Origin of the sequence: Vibrio sp. D431a (genome assembly GCF_030248655.1) — a bacterium.
GTDB lineage: Bacteria > Pseudomonadota > Gammaproteobacteria > Enterobacterales > Vibrionaceae > Vibrio > Vibrio alginolyticus.
Genome location: NZ_JAHGAP010000013.1, coordinates 32,663 through 51,854 on the forward strand (window position 1 = coordinate 32,663; position 19,192 = coordinate 51,854).

Annotated in this window: 20 protein-coding genes; 14 read left to right on the forward strand and 6 right to left on the reverse strand. The window is 47.0% G+C overall.

Going from position 1 to position 19,192, the window contains the following annotated elements; all coding sequences use genetic code 11:
- Positions 1-19: 19 nt before the first annotated feature.
- Positions 20-406, reverse strand: a complete 387-nt coding sequence (hslR, locus tag KJB35_RS10635; RefSeq protein WP_285356129.1) for a ribosome-associated heat shock protein Hsp15 — start codon at positions 404-406, stop codon at positions 20-22.
- Between the two features lie 253 nt (positions 407-659).
- Here hslR and gspC point away from each other — a divergent pair, with 253 nt between their 5' ends.
- From gspC to KJB35_RS10695, 12 genes are read left to right on the forward strand one after another with little or no spacing between them, the layout of a single operon-like run.
- Positions 660-1,586, forward strand: a complete 927-nt coding sequence (gspC, locus tag KJB35_RS10640) for a type II secretion system protein GspC (RefSeq protein ID WP_005379294.1) — start codon at positions 660-662, stop codon at positions 1,584-1,586.
- Between the two features lie 36 nt (positions 1,587-1,622).
- Positions 1,623-3,641, forward strand: coding sequence for a type II secretion system secretin GspD (gene gspD, locus KJB35_RS10645; RefSeq protein WP_005379295.1), 2,019 nt, complete (start codon positions 1,623-1,625; stop codon positions 3,639-3,641).
- Positions 3,641-5,143 (forward strand): type II secretion system ATPase GspE, encoded by a 1,503-nt coding sequence (gspE, locus tag KJB35_RS10650; protein WP_005379296.1) that lies wholly within the window; start codon positions 3,641-3,643, stop codon positions 5,141-5,143. The genes gspD and gspE overlap by 1 nt, the downstream gene beginning before the upstream one ends.
- On the forward strand, positions 5,143-6,360 hold the full coding sequence (gspF, locus tag KJB35_RS10655) for a type II secretion system inner membrane protein GspF (protein WP_033905910.1): 1,218 nt from the start codon (positions 5,143-5,145) through the stop codon (positions 6,358-6,360). Before gspE ends, gspF begins: the two co-directional genes overlap by 1 nt.
- A 59-nt stretch (positions 6,361-6,419) precedes the next feature.
- On the forward strand, positions 6,420-6,863 hold the full coding sequence (gene gspG / locus KJB35_RS10660; protein ID WP_005379298.1) for a type II secretion system major pseudopilin GspG: 444 nt from the start codon (positions 6,420-6,422) through the stop codon (positions 6,861-6,863).
- A gap of 29 nt (positions 6,864-6,892) precedes the next feature.
- Positions 6,893-7,492 (forward strand): prepilin-type N-terminal cleavage/methylation domain-containing protein, encoded by a 600-nt coding sequence (locus tag KJB35_RS10665; protein ID WP_017635010.1) that lies wholly within the window; start codon positions 6,893-6,895, stop codon positions 7,490-7,492.
- Positions 7,479-7,868: a type II secretion system minor pseudopilin GspI gene (gene gspI, locus KJB35_RS10670; RefSeq protein ID WP_169644340.1), complete on the forward strand. Its 390-nt coding sequence runs from the start codon at positions 7,479-7,481 to the stop codon at positions 7,866-7,868. Before KJB35_RS10665 ends, gspI begins: the two co-directional genes overlap by 14 nt.
- Entirely contained in the window at positions 7,855-8,532 is a 678-nt protein-coding gene (gene gspJ / locus KJB35_RS10675) for a type II secretion system minor pseudopilin GspJ (protein ID WP_054574181.1), read from the forward strand. The genes gspI and gspJ overlap by 14 nt, the downstream gene beginning before the upstream one ends.
- Positions 8,525-9,535 (forward strand): type II secretion system minor pseudopilin GspK, encoded by a 1,011-nt coding sequence (gene gspK / locus KJB35_RS10680; protein ID WP_005379302.1) that lies wholly within the window; start codon positions 8,525-8,527, stop codon positions 9,533-9,535. Before gspJ ends, gspK begins: the two co-directional genes overlap by 8 nt.
- Positions 9,504-10,706: a type II secretion system protein GspL gene (gene gspL, locus KJB35_RS10685; protein WP_033905912.1), complete on the forward strand. Its 1,203-nt coding sequence runs from the start codon at positions 9,504-9,506 to the stop codon at positions 10,704-10,706. The genes gspK and gspL overlap by 32 nt, the downstream gene beginning before the upstream one ends.
- Before the next feature lie 7 nt (positions 10,707-10,713).
- Complete coding sequence (locus KJB35_RS10690; RefSeq protein ID WP_213886589.1) at positions 10,714-11,205, forward strand: type II secretion system protein M; 492 nt, start codon at positions 10,714-10,716, stop codon at positions 11,203-11,205.
- A gap of 1 nt (position 11,206) precedes the next feature.
- The gene (locus KJB35_RS10695; protein WP_213907968.1) at positions 11,207-11,968 is read left to right on the forward strand and encodes a type II secretion system protein N; all 762 of its coding nucleotides are present in this window, start codon (positions 11,207-11,209) and stop codon (positions 11,966-11,968) included.
- A 302-nt stretch (positions 11,969-12,270) separates the two neighbouring features.
- Here KJB35_RS10695 and cysQ read toward each other — a convergent pair whose 3' ends face one another.
- The 4 genes from cysQ to KJB35_RS10715 all read right to left on the reverse strand — a co-directional run bounded on the left by cysQ (position 12,271) and on the right by KJB35_RS10715 (position 15,296).
- A complete protein-coding gene (cysQ, locus tag KJB35_RS10700) occupies positions 12,271-13,098 on the reverse strand; it encodes a 3'(2'),5'-bisphosphate nucleotidase CysQ (RefSeq protein ID WP_005379308.1) in 828 nt (275 codons plus the stop codon).
- A 44-nt stretch (positions 13,099-13,142) separates the two neighbouring features.
- Positions 13,143-13,712, reverse strand: a complete 570-nt coding sequence (gene nudE / locus KJB35_RS10705; protein ID WP_005379309.1) for an ADP compounds hydrolase NudE — start codon at positions 13,710-13,712, stop codon at positions 13,143-13,145.
- Between the two features lie 176 nt (positions 13,713-13,888).
- Positions 13,889-14,473, reverse strand: a complete 585-nt coding sequence (nfuA, locus tag KJB35_RS10710; RefSeq protein ID WP_005379313.1) for a Fe-S biogenesis protein NfuA — start codon at positions 14,471-14,473, stop codon at positions 13,889-13,891.
- A 97-nt stretch (positions 14,474-14,570) separates the two neighbouring features.
- A complete protein-coding gene (locus tag KJB35_RS10715; RefSeq protein ID WP_213877190.1) occupies positions 14,571-15,296 on the reverse strand; it encodes a ComF family protein in 726 nt (241 codons plus the stop codon).
- Positions 15,297-15,380: 84 nt separating this feature from the next.
- On the opposite strand from KJB35_RS10715, the gene bioH reads away from it, so the two are divergent.
- A complete protein-coding gene (bioH, locus tag KJB35_RS10720) occupies positions 15,381-16,148 on the forward strand; it encodes a pimeloyl-ACP methyl ester esterase BioH (RefSeq protein ID WP_005384724.1) in 768 nt (255 codons plus the stop codon).
- Between the two features lie 124 nt (positions 16,149-16,272).
- Positions 16,273-16,737: a hypothetical protein gene (locus tag KJB35_RS10725; protein ID WP_005379316.1), complete on the forward strand. Its 465-nt coding sequence runs from the start codon at positions 16,273-16,275 to the stop codon at positions 16,735-16,737.
- Between the two features lie 104 nt (positions 16,738-16,841).
- Here the strand turns inward: KJB35_RS10725 and KJB35_RS10730 are convergent, their stop codons facing one another.
- Positions 16,842-19,163, reverse strand: coding sequence for a Tex family protein (locus KJB35_RS10730; RefSeq protein WP_213907970.1), 2,322 nt, complete (start codon positions 19,161-19,163; stop codon positions 16,842-16,844).
- Positions 19,164-19,192: the final 29 nt, after the last annotated feature.

A 19,192-nucleotide genomic window follows, 5' to 3' on the forward strand; every position in this document is an offset into this window, starting at 1 on the left:
TCGTTGGTAATTCCGGCTTTTATTGGTGTTTGAACTTAATGATGTCTCTGCGCTGCTTTTTATCTGGGCGGCGTTCCGGACTTGGGCTGTGGGCATTAAGCTTACGTTGAGTCGCGTGTTCCTCACGTTTCGCGATACTCTCATTGGTTTCGCGATATAAGGTTTGTGCGATGGGAGCGCCTCGGCGTTGATCTGAGATTTGTTCGATTATCACGATTTTTTCTTCGTTGCCTTGACGAAGTCTGACTTCAGCGCCCACTTCAACGATTTTACTCGGCTTGCTTCGTTGGCCATTATAGTGGACTTTACCGCCATCGACCATGTTACGCGCGATGGAGCGGGTTTTGTAAAATCTTGCGGCCCATAGCCATTTATCTAGCCTAACGGCTTCATTTAGGGAACTCATAGAACACTACGCTATCTAATCACTGCCCGAATACGGCAATGAGTGATGGATTATTCACCTACAGATGGAGTCAAGGCGTATTTTTTTCAAGGGAGTTGGCAAAAACTGCATAAGAAAAAGGTATGAAAGACAACTTGTGATATAGTTCACTGCTCTTTGTTGAGTAATAATTTTATTGCAAATTTAGCAATTTAAAGTCGATAGCTATCGTTATAGCTTAAATGACGGACGTTAGAATAAAGGAATCCATTCAGTGAAACGTTTAGAGCTAAGTGCAGGATTATCAAGCAGACCGCTACTGGCTCAGATCAAGTCCAATCATTATACCATTCAAGCCAAACTTAGCTTGTTGCTTACCTGTCTGTTTATTGCGATAACCGGATGGATACTTGGCAAAATTGTGTGGTTAGCCATACCTCAATCGTCGGAAGTGCCGCAATGGCGTCCATCGGCGAGTAGCGTTGCTGCGAGCAATAAAGGCGACGCGATAGATTTTAATGCCCTTCAGAATGCCAACCTATTCGGTAAATACACTGAGCAAAAAGCGGCGGTTGTAGAACAGCCTATTGTTAAAGACGCCCCTAAGACGCGCCTTAACCTTACGCTGGTCGGTGCGGTTGCAAGTAGTGATGCCAACACCAGCCTTGCTGTTATTGCTAACCGAGGTAAGCAAGCTACGTACGGTTTGGGTGAAGAAATCGAAGGGACACGTGCGACACTAAAAGCGGTATTGGTGGATCGCGTCATCATTGATAACCAAGGTCGAGACGAGACCTTAATGATGGAAGGTATAGAATATAAGAAGCTATCTGAATCGCCGCAGGTAGCTAGGGCGCAAGCTCAGCGAGCAGAAGCAGCGACGTCTGACGTTGGAGAGAAATTAGAGCAAATCCGCGAGGAAATTGCGAAAGATCCACAAAGCGTTTTTAAATACATCACCATTTCACCCGTCAAAAAAGACGGAGACATTGTTGGTTATCGAGTATCACCTGGTCGTGATGCCGCATTATTTAATGATGTAGGGCTACAACCTGGTGATATTGCGGTTCAACTGAACGGGATCGATTTAAGTGATCCGTCTTCTTCAGTACAACTGATGCAAGTGATGAGCGATCCGCAAGAATTAAATTTAACTGTTGAGCGAGACGGCCAACAGTACGATATCTATATCCAATTGTAAGACTTAGGCAACCGGCGTAAGTTCAGGGAGACATACGTGAAACATTGGTTCAGCAAAAGTGCTTGGCTACTAGCAGGAAGTTTACTCTGCGTACCAGGTGCAATGGCAAACGAATTTAGTGCGAGCTTTAAAGGCACTGATATTCAAGAATTCATCAACATAGTGGGTCGTAACCTCGAAAAGACCATCATTGTTGATCCTTCAGTACGCGGTAAAATCGATGTCCGCAGCTATGACGTTCTTAACGAAGAGCAATACTACAGCTTTTTCCTTAATGTCCTTGAAGTATACGGTTACGCAGTCGTAGAGATGGACAATGGGGTACTTAAGGTTATCAAAGCAAAAGACTCAAAAACCTCAGCAATCCCTGTGTTAGGTGATGGCAGCGCGCAAGGCGATAGTGTTATCACTCGAGTTGTCGCGGTGCGTAATGTGTCGGTTCGAGAGTTGTCTCCTCTACTTCGTCAGCTGATTGATAACGCCGGTGCCGGTAACGTGGTTCATTATGATCCAGCGAATATTATCTTGATCACAGGTCGTGCGGCAGTAGTGAATCGCTTAGCAGAGATCATCAAGCGTGTTGACCAAGCCGGTGATAAAGAAATTGAATTGGTAGAGCTGCGTAATGCATCTGCTGCTGAAATGGTACGCATTGTCGAAGCACTGAATAAAAGTGCGAATCAGAAAAGCACGCCAGAGTTCCTTGAACCTAAAATTGTGGCCGATGAACGTACTAACGCGATTTTAATTTCTGGTGATCCAAAAGTAAGAGCCCGCTTGAAACGTTTGATTCGTCAACTTGATGTTGAAATGGCGACAAAAGGTAACAACCGAGTCGTGTACCTGAAAAATGCGAAAGCTGAAGACTTGGTGGATGTATTGAAAGGTGTTTCCGATAACCTGCAAGCTGAAAAGCAAGCCGGTCAGAAAACATCAGGTGCATCGCGTGGTGAGGTCGTCATTGCTGCTCACGCTGCAACTAACTCGTTAGTTTTAACAGCGCCACCAGATATTATGATGGCATTACAAGACGTCATTTCTCAACTCGATATTCGTCGTGCTCAGGTTCTTATTGAAGCGTTAATTGTCGAAATGTCTGAAGGTGATGGTATTAACCTAGGTGTTCAGTGGGGTTCATTAGAAACGGGTGCTGTAATTCAGTACGGTAACTCAGGAGCCCCGATTGGTCAGGTGATGGTTGGTCTAGAAGAAGCAAAAGATCAAACCCGAACTGAATACTATACCAACTCTAATGGCGAACGAACGCCATATGATGTTACTGAATCAGGTGACTACTCTACGCTAGCGTCAGCACTTAGCGGAGTAAATGGTGCGGCAATGAGTATTGTCATGGGTGACTGGACAGCGCTAATTAGTGCTGTTGCTTCTGACTCCAACTCAAACATTCTATCTTCTCCGAGTATTACCGTAATGGATAATGGCGAAGCATCATTTATTGTGGGTGAAGAGGTTCCGGTTATTACGGGCTCTACGGCTGGCTCAAACAACGACAACCCATTCCAAACGGTTGACCGTAAAGAAGTCGGTATCAAACTCAAAGTAGTGCCACAAATTAACGAAGGTGACTCTGTACAGTTAAACATTGAACAAGAAGTTTCCAACGTATTAGGCGCAAACGGTGCGGTTGACGTTCGCTTTGCTAAACGACAGTTAAACACCTCTGTCATGATCCAAGATGGTCAGATGTTGGTTCTTGGTGGTTTGGTCGATGAACGCGCACTTGAAAGTGAGTCTAAAGTGCCGCTATTGGGTGACATTCCGGTACTTGGCCATCTGTTCAAGTCAACGAGCACGCAAACAGAAAAACGTAACTTGATGGTGTTCATCAAGCCGACGATTATTCGCGATGGTGTGACGGCCGACGGTATTACGCAGCGTAAATACAACTTTATTCGCGCAGAACAGCTTTATAAAGCGGATCAAGGGTTGAAGTTGATGGCAGACGAGAAGATCCCGGTTATGCCAGCCTTTGGCCAGGAGCGTCAGCACCCAACAGAGATTCAAGCGTTTATTGATCAAATGGAAAACAACTAATGGTTGATATGTTAGACACAGCGCCAAGTATGCGTCGTCTGCCATTCAGTTTTGCCAACCGCTTTAAACTGGTGCTGGAGACAGAGCATCCTGAGCGTCCACCTATTCTTTACTATGTCGAGCCGCTTAACCCTGCGGCTCTGGTTGAAGTCCGTCGTGTATTAAAGAAAAGCTTCGTACCGCAACCTATCGATAAAGAAGCCTTTGATAAAAAGCTGACCGAAGCATATCAACGCGACTCGTCTGAAGCGCGTCAGTTGATGGAAGATATTGGTGCTGATAGCGATGATTTCTTCTCTTTGGCTGAAGAACTGCCGCACGATGAAGACTTATTAGAATCGGAAGACGATGCGCCAATCATCAAATTGATCAACGCCATGTTGGGCGAAGCGATCAAAGAAGGTGCGTCGGATATTCATATTGAGACGTTCGAGAAAACCCTTTCGATTCGTTTCCGTGTCGATGGCGTATTGCGTGAAGTCCTGACTCCAAGCCGTAAGCTAGCGCCTTTGCTAGTTTCTCGTGTGAAGGTTATGGCTAAACTAGATATCGCAGAAAAGCGTGTGCCTCAAGATGGCCGTATTTCGTTGCGTATTGGTGGTCGTGCGGTGGACGTGCGTGTATCTACGATGCCGTCCTCACATGGTGAGCGCGTGGTAATGCGTTTGTTGGATAAAAACGCGACTCGTCTTGATTTACATAGTTTGGGCATGACACCTTCAGTGCATGACAACTTCCGTCACTTGATTGGCCGCCCTCACGGTATCATCTTGGTGACGGGCCCGACAGGTTCTGGTAAATCAACCACCTTGTATGCTGGCTTGCAAGAGATCAATAGCAACGAGCGCAACATTCTAACGGTTGAAGACCCGATCGAATTTGATATTGATGGCATCGGTCAAACGCAGGTGAACCCAAAGGTCGATATGACGTTTGCGCGCGGCTTGCGTGCCATTCTGCGTCAGGACCCGGATGTGGTGATGGTCGGTGAGATCCGTGACTTAGAAACCGCACAAATTGCAGTGCAAGCGTCCTTAACGGGTCACTTGGTAATGTCTACTCTCCACACCAACACCGCAGTGGGTGCGATTACGCGTCTACGTGATATGGGTATTGAGCCATTCCTTATTTCTTCTTCGTTATTAGGGGTGCTAGCGCAGCGCTTAGTTCGAACGCTTTGTCCAAGCTGTAAAGAGCCGTATGAAGCCGATGCGGAACAGAAAAAACTGTTTGGTATGGAAGCGCATGAACCGTTAGAACTGCACCGAGCAAAAGGCTGTGAAGCGTGTAACCAAAAAGGCTACCGAGGTCGAACAGGTATCCACGAGCTCATTATGGTTGATGAGCAAGTGCAAGAGTTGATTCACCGAGAGTCTGGTGAACAAGAAATTGAGAGAGCCGTTCGCGCCCATACGCCAAGTATTCGCAGTGATGGTTTAAGCAAAGTACGTCGTGGTATTACGTCACTTGAAGAAGTGATGCGAGTGACGAAGGAAACCTAATGGCGGCATTTGAGTACAAAGCGCTAGATGCAAAAGGCAAGCATAAAAAAGGCACGATAGAAGGGGACAACGCCCGACAAGTGCGCCAGCGACTCAAAGAGCAAGGGATGATCCCGATTGAAGTGGTCGAGACGAAAGCTAAATCGGCTAAGTCTTCAGGTTCAGTCAGCTTTAAGCGCGGCATCTCGACATCTGAGCTGGCACTCATCACACGGCAATTGTCTACGCTAGTCCAATCAGGAATGCCTTTGGAAGAGTGTTTGCGTGCGGTCTCTGAGCAGGCTGAAAAGCCGAGGATTCGTTCTATGTTGGCTGCGGTTCGCTCGAAAGTAACTGAGGGTTATCCGCTTGCCGACAGTTTTGCCGATTACCCACACGTGTTTGATGAACTGTACCGCTCCATGGTTGCGGCGGGTGAAAAATCAGGTCACCTCGATACCGTATTAGAGCGTTTGGCAGACTATGTCGAAAACCGCCAAAAGATGCGATCTAAATTGCTTCAAGCCATGATTTATCCTGTAGTTTTGGTGGTATTCGCGGTTGTCATCGTTTCGTTCTTATTGGCGACAGTGGTTCCTAAAATCATTGAACCCATCATTCAGATGGGCCAAGAGTTACCTCAATCGACGCAATTTTTACTGGCAGCCAGTGAGTTTGTGCAAGATTGGGGGCTGATTATTTTCGTTGTGCTGGTGGTGCTTTTCTATGGCCTCAAACTGGCGTTGCAAAAGCCAGACTTTCGCTTAGCTTGGGACAGAAAAATCTTGAGCTTACCGCTAATAGGTAAGATCTCTCGAGGTTTGAATACCGCACGATTCGCGCGAACGCTTTCGATCTGTACTTCCAGTGCGATTCCAATTCTAGAGGGTATGCGCGTTGCGGTAGATGTTATGTCTAATCGTTATGTGAAGCAGCAAGTGTTGCTTGCAGCGGATAACGTTCGAGAGGGCGCTAGTTTGCGTAAGGCGTTGGACCAAACCCGCTTGTTTCCACCAATGATGCTACACATGATCGCCAGTGGTGAGCAAAGTGGTGAATTAGAGAGCATGTTGACGCGGGCAGCCGATAACCAAGATCAAAACTTTGAATCAACAGTCAACATTGCTCTGGGTGTGTTTACTCCTGCGCTGATTGCATTAATGGCTGGATTAGTGTTGTTCATTGTGATGGCGACCTTGATGCCAATGTTAGAAATGAATAACTTGATGAGCGGATAATTTCGAATTAAGACGTGTCTACTAACGGCATGGCTTTAATCTAACTTTCGGAGAAAAAAATGAAGTTTAAGCGTAGTAAACAACAGGGTTTTACACTTTTAGAAGTGATGGTTGTTGTGGTTATCCTAGGTATTTTGGCAAGTTTTGTTGTTCCAAACCTATTGGGTAACAAAGAGAAGGCTGACCAACAAAAAGCGATTACGGACATCGTAGCGCTGGAAAATGCCCTAGATATGTACAAGTTGGATAACAGCGTTTACCCAACAACGGACCAAGGTCTAGAAGCATTGGTTAGCAAGCCATCTAACCCAGAGCCACGCAACTACCGTGATGGTGGTTACATCAAACGTCTTCCTAATGACCCTTGGGGCAACCAGTACCAATACTTAAGCCCAGGTGATAACGGTACAATCGATATCTTCACTCTAGGCGCAGATGGCCAAGAGGGTGGAGAAGGTCCAGCTGCAGATATTGGCAACTGGAACATGCAAGACTTCCAATAATTGAGCCTAAGCCAGCACTAATGAAACAAATGCGAAAACATAACGGTTTTACATTGATAGAAATTCTATTGGTGCTGGTTTTGCTATCTCTTACGGCTGTGGCCGTGATCTCGACGTTACCGACTAGCCAAAAAGATCTTTCCAAACAGTATGCTCAAAGCTTTTTTCAGCGTTTACAGCTGCTCAATGAAGAAGCTGTGCTGAGCGGTAAAGATTTTGGCGTTCGAGTGGATGATGCCAAATCGACCTACGCTCTACTGAGTTTAACCTCAGAAGGTTGGCAGCCTCTGAAATTAAAGCAGATTCCGAGCAAAACCAAGCTAGAAGAAGATATTACGCTACAACTCGAACTCGGCGGTGGTGCTTGGGATAATGATGAGCGCTTATTCAAACCAGGTTCTCTTTTTGATGAAGACATGTTCGCAGAAGAAGAGGACGAAAAGAAAATTGAGCCACCGCAAGTGTTTATCTTTTCCAGCGCCGAAGTCACGCCATTTACCCTGTCTTTTTTTCCGCAAAATGGTGATGCCTTTAATGACGGTTGGCGAGTCATTGGCAAAGAAAGTGGACAAATTTTGTTATTAGCTCCGGGCGAAGAAGTGAAAGAGGATGAGAATGCGCAATTTTAAGCAAGCTCGCCCAAATTTGAGTCATCGCCGGATGAGAGGCATGACCTTACTGGAAGTATTGGTCGCACTGGCAATTTTCGCCACCGCTGCCATCAGTGTCATTCGCTCCGTGAGCCAGCATATTAATACAATCAGTTATTTAGAAGAAAAAATGTTTGCAGCCATGGTTGTGGATAATCAGATGGCAAATGTGATGTTGAATACCGGAGAACTCAAAGCGAAAAACGGCACAGAAGAGCTGGCAGGACGCACTTGGTTCTGGAAAGTCACGCCAGTCGCCACGACGCAGCCATTGCTGAAAGCATTTGATGTGAGCGTCTCGGTAGAGAAAAGCGCGAGCCCTGTAGTAACGGTACGAAGCTATGTGGCGCAATAATCATCCCCGCGCAAATACGCGCCAAAGGGTAAAAGGTTTTACACTTATTGAAGTGTTGGTATCGATTGCCATCTTTGCCAGTTTAAGTGTCGCTGCGTACCAAGTGGTATCGCAAGTACAGCGTAGCAATGCGCTATCACAAGAACGAACCCAACGCTTAAACGAAATTCAGCGTGCCATGGTGATGATGGATAACGATTTTCGTCAAATGGCGATGCGTCAAACACGTACTAATGGTGAAGAGCCTGCTAGCCGGCTAATTTTTTGGTCCGATTACCTGTTGGACTCCGATACCAAAGGACTGATGTTTGCCCGTTTAGGTTGGCACAACCCTCAGCAGCAGTTCCCTCGTGGAGAAGTAACCAAGGTTGGCTATCGCTTAAAAGAAGAAACACTGCAGCGAGTATGGTGGCGCTATCCTGATACGCCGGTTGGGCAACAAGGTACTGTTACTCCATTGCTAACGCAGGTCGAGTCATTTGATATGCGTTTCTATGATGGTAAGCAATGGAAAAAAGAGTGGGCTGAAGAAAAAGCGCTGCCGAAAGCGGTTTCTGTTGTTCTAACTCTCAAAGACTATGGAGAAATTACCCGCACTTATCTCACTCCTGATGGCACATTGAGTCAGAAAGAGGAAAGTTCAGGAGACAGCAATAATGGTTAACCGTCAGCGCGGTGTTGCTTTGATTATAGTGTTGATGTTGCTGGCGATTATGGCGACGGTTGCCGCCAGCATGTCGGAACGTTTGTTCTTGCAGTTTCAGCGAGGCGCTAATCAAATCAATTACCAGCAAGCGTACTGGTACAGCCTTGGCGTCGAGGCGCTAGCAAAAGTGGGTATCGAACAAAGTTATAAAGACACCGACACGATTAATATGAGTCAACCGTGGGCGATAAAAGAGCAAGTCTATCCGTTAGATTATGGTCAAGCGGCGGGACGAATTAGAGACAAGCAAGCGTGCTTTAATCTAAATGTATTGAGTCGTGTGCAACCAACGGGTCAGCAAATTACAAGACCATATTTAGTGAATGTATTGCAGCGCCTATTAGAAGAGTTGGATGTCGAGCCATATCAAGCAGAAATCATTGCAGACTCTACTTGGGAATACATTGATGCTGATGACTCTGTCCGTTCGACTACTGGGGTTGAAGACAGCACATATGAAGCGATGAAACCTTCCTATTTGGCATCAAATGGTTGGATGGCAGATGCTTCCGAGTTACGGGCTGTCTATCAGGTGAGTGGTGAAATTTTCCAAAAATTGGAGCCGTTGGTCTGTGCATTGCCAAGTGATGACTGGCGTTTAAACGTGAATACGATTGATGTTGAGCAAGCTCCGATTTTGGTGGCAATGTTCTCACCAAACTTAAGCAGTAGTGATGCGATTCAGCTAATTGAAAAACGCCCATTTGATGGGTGGGATAGCATTGATGAATTTTTAGCAGAGTCAGAAATGGCTGGCTTAAGTGAAGATGTAAAGAAAAACGCCAAAGGCTATTTGGGTGTAGATAGCGCCTTTTTTGAATTGGATGCACAAGTGTTGGTGGATGAATCACGTGTACGTATCCGAAGCCTTTTGCAAAGTACAAATAGAGAAACGGTGACCGTAGTTCGCCGTCGTTTTGGAGGGATCAGTGAGCGAGTTTCTGACCGTTCGGCTGAGTAGCGAACAACAAAGTACCATTCCTTGGGTGGTGTGGTCGACAGATCAACAGGAAGTGATTGCTAGCGGTGAAATCGCCGGGTGGGAACACTTAGATGAATTGGTCTCATATGCTGGTCAGCGCCAAGTTGTGGCGCTGTTGGCGAGTAATGATGTAGTCCTGACGCAAGTGGATATACCACCTGGTGCAACACGCCAATTCGAGGCTATGTTACCGTACTTAGTGGAAGACGAAGTTGCTCAGGACGTTGATGGCCTGCACTTTAGCGTGTTGGGTAAACAAGCGGATAAAGCGCAGATTTGCGCAGTTGAACGTGCTTGGATTCAGACTGTACTGCAACGTTTCTCAAGCCAAGGTATCGCCATTAAACGCATTTTACCCGATGTGCTTGCGTTACCGGTTCGTGGAGATCACAGCAGTGCTGCAATGATTGGCGAGCAATGGCTAATTCGTCACTCTGCGACAGAGGGCGCGGTTGTCGACGCTTCTTGGTTAGACCTTTACCTCTCTTCTTATCTACAAAATCATGAAGGTTGGAAGCTCGATTGCTTTAGCTCGGTCCCGGAATCTGCGTTACCTGAAATATGGGATCCGCAACCAGAAGAAATGACGATGGCTTTACTGGCGAAGGGGGTGACAGAAAGCAAAGTCAATTTGCTGACTGGGAGCTTCAAGCCGAAATCTTCTTGGGGTAAATACTGGAAGCTCTGGCAAAAAGCCACCATTGCTGCGGGGGTGCTTATCGTCGTCATGGTTGCGCAGCAGTTGCTCGTGGTCCACAAGTACGAAGCACAAGCTCAAGCGTATCGTGAGGAGAGTGAGCGTATTTTCCGCCAGGTGTTCCCAAATAAACGACGCATTCCTACCGTTAGTTACCTCAAACGACAAATGGATGATGAAGAGCGCCGCTTATCTGGTGGAAGTGGTCAGCAGGCAATGTTGTCATGGTTGGCGGCATTACCCGCGACGCTTGGTCAGGTCAGCGACTTGGAGATCACTAGCTTTAAATACGACGGACAACGTGGCGAAGTACGTATTCAGGCTCGTAGTTCAGACTTCCAACCTTTTGAGCAGGCTCGTGTGAAATTGGCAGAGAAGTTTAATGTTGAGCAAGGTCAGTTGAACCGTAGCGATAACGTTGTGGTTGGCAGCTTTGTTTTGAAGCGTTTGTGAGGTGATGATGAAAAACATAATTTCTCAAGCTCAGGTTTGGTGGAGTAGCATCTCGCAGCGTGAGCAGCGTTTGGTCATGGGATGTGGCGCTATTGCCGTTATCGGTATTATTTATTGGGGTTTATTACAGCCAATGAGCCAACGTGCGGAGCTAGCTCAGTCACGTATTCAAAGTGAAAAGCAGTTGCTAGCTTGGGTACAAGATAAAGCGGATGGCATCACTGCACTGCGAAAAAGCAGCGGTGTGAGCTACTCTAGTCAACCGTTGAATCAGTTGGTTTCTTCTTCAGCTCGTCGTTATAAAGTTGAGTTGATTAGAGTACAACCTCGTAATGAGAGCGTTCAAGTGTGGATCAAACCACTCGCGTTTAATCAACTAGTGGATTGGTTACGTTACTTGAAAGAGCAACAGGGTATTGAAGTCGAATTTTTAGATATCGACCGAACAGAGCAAGCGGGCATGATCGATGTAAACCGCCTTCAGTTTAAGCGAGGTTAAGGTGAAGCGAGCAGTACTTTACGTTGTTATCTTTATCGTCTTTTTTTCAGTCAGTCTTTTAATGGGATTACCAGTCTCTTGGGTGTTACAACAAGCACCAACAGTGAGAGGCCTGGACATTCAAGGAGCCAACGGTTCGGTATGGCAAGGTCAAGCTTCTAGTATTCGTTGGCAGCGCCAGAACCTTGGAGAAGTTAATTGGGATTTCCAATGGTCGAGTCTACTGACAGGTAAAGCTGAGTTTGCTGTGCGCTTTGGTCGTGGTAGTGAAATGGACGTTCGTGGGCGCGGTTTTGTCGGCTATAGCTTAAGTGATGGCCCTTATGCCAAAAACTTAGTTGCCTCGATTCCGGCGGTAAAAGTTGTTGAGCAAGCGCGCCTCCCTGTGCCTGTTGGTGTTGATGGGCAGCTTGAGCTGAATATTCGTCAGGCGACTTATGCTGCGCCTTGGTGTAAGAACGGTGAAGGCACTTTAGTATGGAATGCCAGTGGTATTCAAAGCCCCGTTGGCAGCTTAGATCTCGGTCCTGTGATTGCCGATATAAACTGTCAGGATAGTGTATTGACGGCAACTGGTGAGCAGAGCAGCAAACAAGTCTCTGCGGCGTTCTCAGCAGAGCTGATGCCTAATCAACGGTACTCAACCAAAGCGTGGTTCAAACCTGGTGCAGAGTTCCCATCCAGCATGGGGGAGCAACTGAAATGGTTGGGTAAGCCGAATGCTCAAGGTCAATATGAGTTTAATTACCAAGGGCGCTTCTAACCTATCGTGACAAAATCCAATATCTTAAAAGAGCTGCTATTGTGCAGCTCTTTTTGCTTTTGGATCATCGTAAGCTAAAACCTCTATTCGCTGTACATTCGATCTTGATTGGGAATGAGTGAAAGTTTAAAGCCATGATTTTTAATTGATTTGTTTCTTTTGTTCAGCTTTGCAAGTAATTGGAACATAGTAGGCTAAATACTCCAAGTGCTGTACAGAAGGTCAAAAAGAAAAGGCCACGAAGATATTCGTGGCCTTTCTATTGCTAGAATTTTGTGCTCTAAATTTTACCGATAGGGCGCTTAATCTTTGCGTTGTAAAATCTCATTCCAAGGTAAATCCGCATCACCAAGAACAATAAAGTTCGGGTTTTCTAGTGTTTCCCGCTCGTTATATGACAGCGGTTCTAATTGCGTGCTGAGAATACGTCCGCCAGCTTCTTCAACAATGCATTGTGTCGCAGCGGTGTCCCACTCACCTGTTGGACCTAGTCGGAGATAGCAATCTACCGCCCCTTCCGCGACGAGGCATGCTTTCAATGCTGCAGAACCGAGCGGTATTAAGTCGTAATTCCAGGCGCTACTCATACGGTTAGTAATACGATTGATGTCTTGGCGACGACTAATAGCAATTGCGATGCTTTGCTCTGGCTGTTCGTGTTTGTGTGTATGGATTTTGACGCTGTCCGACATGTCGGGAATTTTCCAGGCGCCTTTGCCATTATAAGCGTAGTAAGTCACGCCAGATACAGGGCCGTAAACGACGCCCATGGTTGGTCGATTGTTGTCGACCAACGCAATAATAGTGGCAAAGTCACCACTGCGAGCGATGAATTCTTGAGTACCATCAAGAGGGTCGACTAACCAATAACGTTCCCACTGAGCGCGTTGCTCTAAGCTTATGTCTGCGTCTTCTTCTGACAACACGGGAATGTCAGGCGTCAGATCACTCAAGCGTTCAGTGATGAACTTGTGAGCTGCAATATCTGCACTTGTTACGGGAGTTTCGTCACTTTTGGTGTAGGCCTCGTATTGCTTCTTTTCATATATTTCGAGGATCATTTGCCCAGCACTGCGGGCAATCTCGATGACTTGAGGAAGTAGGTGAGATAGATCTTTTGTCATTGGCATAAGTGATAGTCCTTACTCACAGTGTTATTCGGTTCTAATGACCGTTATTGGTTATGCTTGTGAGTGGTGTTTGGTAAGTGTTTCAGTGCCAACATTAGCGCTGTGATGCTTCGTGCTTCACAGAAATCCATGTGAGTTAATAACTCTTCGGCTTGCGCAAGTGGCCAACGCACTATTTCCAGTGGTTCAGGCTCATCGCCTTCTTGCTTCTCTGGATAAAGCGCCTGTCCTAAAAATAGAGTCATTTTGCTCGAAAAGTAAGATGGCGCGAGGATAACTTGTTTCAACGGGGTTAACTGATTGCAGCCAAAGCCTATTTCTTCTTTTAACTCACGATCCGCAGCTTGGTGTGGTGTTTCTCCTGGGTCAATCAGCCCTTTTGGGAAACCCAGCTCGTAACGTTCAGTTCCAGCGGCGTATTCACGCACCAGTAATAAATCGCCTTGTTCTGTTACAGGAACCACCATTACAGCATCTCGTCCACTTGGCTTCATACGCTCATAAGTACGATGCTCACCATTGGAAAAACGAAGGTCGAGCGCTTCCACAGCAAACAGTTTGGATTTTGCAACCGTCTGGCATGAGAGTATCTCTGGTGGGGTTCGTTTCGGCATGACGCTGGCTCCTTGGTGTCGTTGGCGTTTACGAGATGCGTAAGATTCTTAATATATGAGAACTCCGCCTGAGTTTCTAGCGGATTTTACGAGTCGAGCTAAGCATCTCAGCATCACCTCAGTATCGATACAAAAATGGGAGACCGAAGCCTCCCATTTTCTGACAGTGTTTACTCTTAGTAGTAAGAGTGATCACCACGGTCATGTTCTGTAGCATCACGAACTGCGGTTAGTTCACCAATGAACTGGTTTAGCAGCTCTTTCTCGATGCCTTCTTTTAGTGTTACGTCAACCATAGAACAGCCATTACAACCGCCACCAAATGCAACAATCGCAACACCGTCTTCAGTGATCTCAACCAAGTTTACGTGACCACCGTGGCCAGCAAGTTGTGGGTTGACTTGAGTTTGGATAACGTACTCAACGCGCTCAACCAGTGGTGCGTCGTCCGCAACTTTACGCATTTTAGCGTTAGGTGCTTTTAGCGTTAGCTGAGAGCCCATTTTATCGGTAACAAAATCGATTTCAGCGTCTTCAAGGAATGGCAGGCTTAGCTCATCCACGTAAGCTGAAAAACCGCTGTAAGAGAGTTCAGTGTCGGTCGATTCTACTGCTTCTGGTGGGCAGTAAGACACGCCACACTCAGCGTTTTGTGTACCTGGGTTCACAACGAAAATACGAATGTTAGTGCCTTCAGGTTGTTGACCTAAAAGGTTAGCGAAATGCGTTTGCGCAGTTTCTGTAATAGTAATATTTGACACGACGAATACCCGAGTAAATTTGTAGGTTACTGCTGCTATTCTACTCTTGTTGACGTATGGGTCTAGTCTTTTTGATGCTAAGGCATGGCGAAGCGATCTAGAGAGAACGAGGAGCAGGTGTTCTGCAGATGCAGTAAATATCGATGCTTTCTACGCCAACTTCAAGTAGTAAATGACATAATTGTCGGACGGTACTGCCTGTGGTGACTACATCATCGACGATGGCAACATGGGAAGAGTGAGGGCGCTTATTGAGAATAAACGCGCCTTTTAAGTTTTGTTCACGGCTTGCTTTGGTATTACCACGCTGTGATTGGGCGAGCTTTACTCGACGAAAGACCTTCGCATCAAAATTAGTCTGCAATTGCTTGGCGAGGTGTCGGGCTAAAACATCACTTTGATTAAAACCCCGGCGCAGGTAACGCTGCCAGTGCAATGGCACACTGGTAATGATTGGAGCTGGCGTGGTGATGCGCTGTGCCAGTTGCTCGGTTAATGCTTTTACATGCCAAGACTCTCCGTGATCTTTAAAGCGTTGTACTTCCCGTGAAAGGGGAAAGTCGTAATCGCCTAACGTGTATAGCCTTTGCCATGGCGGTGGCTTTGAAAGACATTCACCACAAATACTATCCGTACTCATTTCTTCTTTCTGTAATGATAAACCGCAGCGTTGACATCGTTTTACCGGAGTTAGGTATTTTAAACAGTGCTCGCACCAGCGCAGAGTATTTGTGTGGCTTGGTGTTTGAATAGGGAACCGACACAGGCCGCATTGACTGCTCAATACGCGATGCATGATGTTTTGCCAGTGATGAGATAACATAGCGTTTATTCATGGTGATATTTTACTCAGCCTAACGTTTGGCTGAAGCCGTAGGGAATAAAATAAGTGGGAGAGATTGAGAGCATGAGCACGAAATTACACTGGCAGTCATTTGGTCAGGGACCAGATTTGGTGTTACTTCATGGTTGGGGCATGAATGGTGCGGTATGGCAGCAGACAGTCGAGTCTCTTCAACCTTATTTCCGAGTTCATGTGGTTGACCTTCCGGGGTACGGACATAGCGCCGAATCTCATGCTGAAGATTTAGACCATATTGCTAACTTGGTGGTGCAAGGTGCGCCAGAGAAAGCGATTTGGCTTGGTTGGTCCCTCGGAGGTTTAGTGGCGACGCATGTGGCATTAAATATGCCCGAGCGCGTGGCTAAGTTGATTACGGTTGCCAGCTCACCTAAATTTGCCGCAGAAAAACCGTGGCGTGGCATTCAACCGAATGTACTGAGTGCGTTCACCTCTCAGTTGCTAGAAGATTTCTCACTGACCATTGAGCGCTTTATGGCGTTGCAAGCGATGGGCAGCCCATCAGCGCGTAAAGACGTTAAACAGCTCAAGCAAGCGGTACTATCGCGCCCTCAGCCAAACCCTGAATCGCTGTTGGTTGGGCTAAACATCCTTGCTGATGTGGATCTGCGCGATGCGTTGACGTCTCTTTCTGTTCCAATGTTGCGTCTTTATGGCCGTTTAGATGGGTTGGTGCCAATTAAAGTAGCTAACGATTTAAGTGAACAGTTGCCTCATACCCAGCAGTTTGTTTTTAATCAGTCCTCTCATGCGCCTTTTATCACCGAACATGACGAATTTTGTGTTCAAATCCGAGAGTTTGCTCACGATTGAGCAAGTACGAGCGGAAATACCTCAAGTTGTTTAAAAAGTGGTCGATATAAAGGGTGGTGAGGTTTTATTAGCCAATAAAGCTAAGCCATATTGACGAGTTGGGCGACTCTGAGGAGGGTTCGCAATGATTGTGTCACCGACCAACGTAAGTGTGCCACTGATCGCCCCATCCGTGAATGTGCAGACGGAACAAGCAGCTCGCGACAATAAAGTCCGAGAGCCTGTAACGCCAACGGTCGCATTGGCCAAAACCAATGCAGAGCGAAAAGTAAAAGGTGACGACAAGCGCCGACGTCAGTCTTCTTGGGATCCTTCAGAGCATCCTGATTATGATATGGAAACGGAAGTCGACACGCGTTATCAAGAAGAGCCGGAAGATACACTAGAACGGCTTTTTAGTTTGCTTGCGCTCAAATCGTATAGTGAAGACCAGGGGAAAGGCTACGCGATCCGCTTTCGCTTACCAAAGCGCATTTTGGATGCTGCGATCAATGAAGGATTAATGGAAAAGCGCAGGAAGGTGATCAAGTTTCATTATGGTCATGCAGTCGCTCCCCATACCCCGTCAGAAGTGATAGCAGTATTATGACGACTCAATATCCTACTCAAACAAAAACGCTCCAAGCAGGTTGACTGATTGGAGCGTTTTCTTTTTAGTTATGAAAGCTCGTTAGCGGTGAAGCCTAGGTAAGATTACTTTTTCGCTTTAGCAAACGCTGCAGCAAATGCACCGCCCATCGCGCTGTTCGATGACGAATCATCACGGCGAGGCTGACGACGCTGCGGTTGGTCATTACGACGCGGCGCTGCTGATGAGCGTTGGCTACGGTTGTCTTGACCCGGTTCGTCGTTCATACGCATCGATAGACCAATACGTTTACGCTGCACGTCAACTTCCATCACTTTCACTTTGACGATGTCGCCCGCTTTCACCACTTCACGTGGGTCAGACACATAACGATCTGTCAGTGCAGAGATGTGTACGAGACCATCTTGGTGAACGCCGATATCAACGAAGGCACCGAAGTTGGCTACGTTCGATACCACACCTTCTAGAATCATGCCCGGTTCCAAGTCAGATACCGAGTTTACACCCTCTGCAAACGTCGCCGTTTTGAATTCTGGACGTGGGTCACGACCCGGCTTATCCAGCTCTTTGATGATGTCTGTAATGGTTGGAACGCCGAAGTTATCGTCGGTGTAATCGACCGCATGCAGACCTTTAAGGAAGCTTGAATCACCAATCAGTGCTTTGATATCTTTGTTGTTCTTCTCAGAAATCGCTTTGACCACTGGGTACGCTTCTGGGTGAACCGCAGACGCATCAAGTGGGTTCTTACCATCCATGATTCGTAGGAAGCCTGCACACTGCTCGAACGCCTTAGGACCTAAACGAGGTACTTTCTTTAAGGTTGTACGTGCTTCGAAGCGGCCGTTCTCATCGCGGAAGTCGACAATGTTCTGCGCGATGGTACTTGATAAGCCTGCTACGCGCGTCAGTAGCGCCGCAGAAGCGGTGTTCACATCAACACCAACCGCGTTTACACAGTCTTCCACAATCGCATCTAGGCGTTTTGCCAACATAGATTGGCTTACATCGTGCTGGTATTGACCCACACCAATAGATTTCGGATCAATTTTCACGAGTTCAGCCAATGGATCTTGCAAACGACGTGCAATCGACACTGCACCACGCAGTGATACGTCCATATTCGGGAACTCTTTTGCTGCAAGCTCAGACGCTGAGTAAACCGATGCACCCGCTTCACTTACGATGATCTTCTGAACTTTCAGGTTGCCACGTTTGATGACGTCTGCGACAAAGCTGTCGGTTTCACGTGAAGCCGTACCGTTACCAATCGCAATCAAATCCACGTTGTACTTACGCACCAACTGCTCAACGATTTGTGCTGACTTGTCGTATTGTTTTTGTGGTGGGTGAGGGTAGATGGTTTCGGTTGCAAGCACTTTACCTGTTGAGTCGACAACCGCGATTTTTGAACCTGTACGCAGACCCGGATCGAGACCAAGTGTTGCACGAGGGCCAGCCGGTGCTGCCATCAACAAGTCTTTTAGGTTAGTGGCGAATACTTCAATCGCTTCGATTTCAGCGCGCTCTTTCATTGCGCCCATTAGCTCGGTTTCCATGTGCATCGATACTTTGATGCGCCATGCCCAGCTGATCACTTGCTTACGCCAGGTATCCGCAGGTGCGCTGCTAAGTGTCACGCCATAATGGTCGGCGATAATCGTTTCGCAGTAAGACTGACGAGCGCCTTCTTCCTGTTCTGGATCAGCATTCATTGCCAATGTCAGGAAGCCTTCGTTACGGCCACGCAACATCGCCAGTGCTCGGTGCGATGGCACTTTGCTTAGGGGCTCGTTGTGGTTGAAGTAATCTTTAAACTTCTCGCCTTCTTGCTCTTTACCTTCAACGACTCGTGAGACCAGTTCCGCATTGCGATTTAAGTGGTTGCGAATTTTTTCCAGTAAGTTTGCGTCTTCTGCGATGCGCTCCATGATGATCGCGCGAGCGCCATCCAATGCAGCTTTGGTGTCTGCGATGCCTTTGTCTGCATCAAGGTATTTGCTTGCTTCGCTTTCTGGCTTGGTTTGTGGATGATTCCAAAGCTGATCTGCGAGTGGTTCAAGACCAGCTTCAATCGCGATCTGACCTTTCGTACGACGCTTGGGTTTGTAAGGTAGGTATAAGTCTTCAAGACGAGTTTTGCTGTCTGCCTGCGCGATCTCTTGTTCTAGCTCTGGCGTCAGTTTACCTTGCTCTTGGATTGATTTGAGGATGGTTTGACGGCGATCATCCATTTCACGAAGGTAAGACAGACGGCTGTCCAAAGTACGAAGCTGGGTATCATCAAGGCCCCCCGTCACCTCTTTGCGGTAACGTGCAATAAAAGGGACAGTGTTGCCATCATCAATTAGGGTGACAGCGGCGTTGACTTGCTCTGGGCGAACATTCAGTTCTTGAGCAATCATGCGACAGATAGCTTGGCTCATCCGTGTTTTCTCTTTTAATTCAGTTTTGG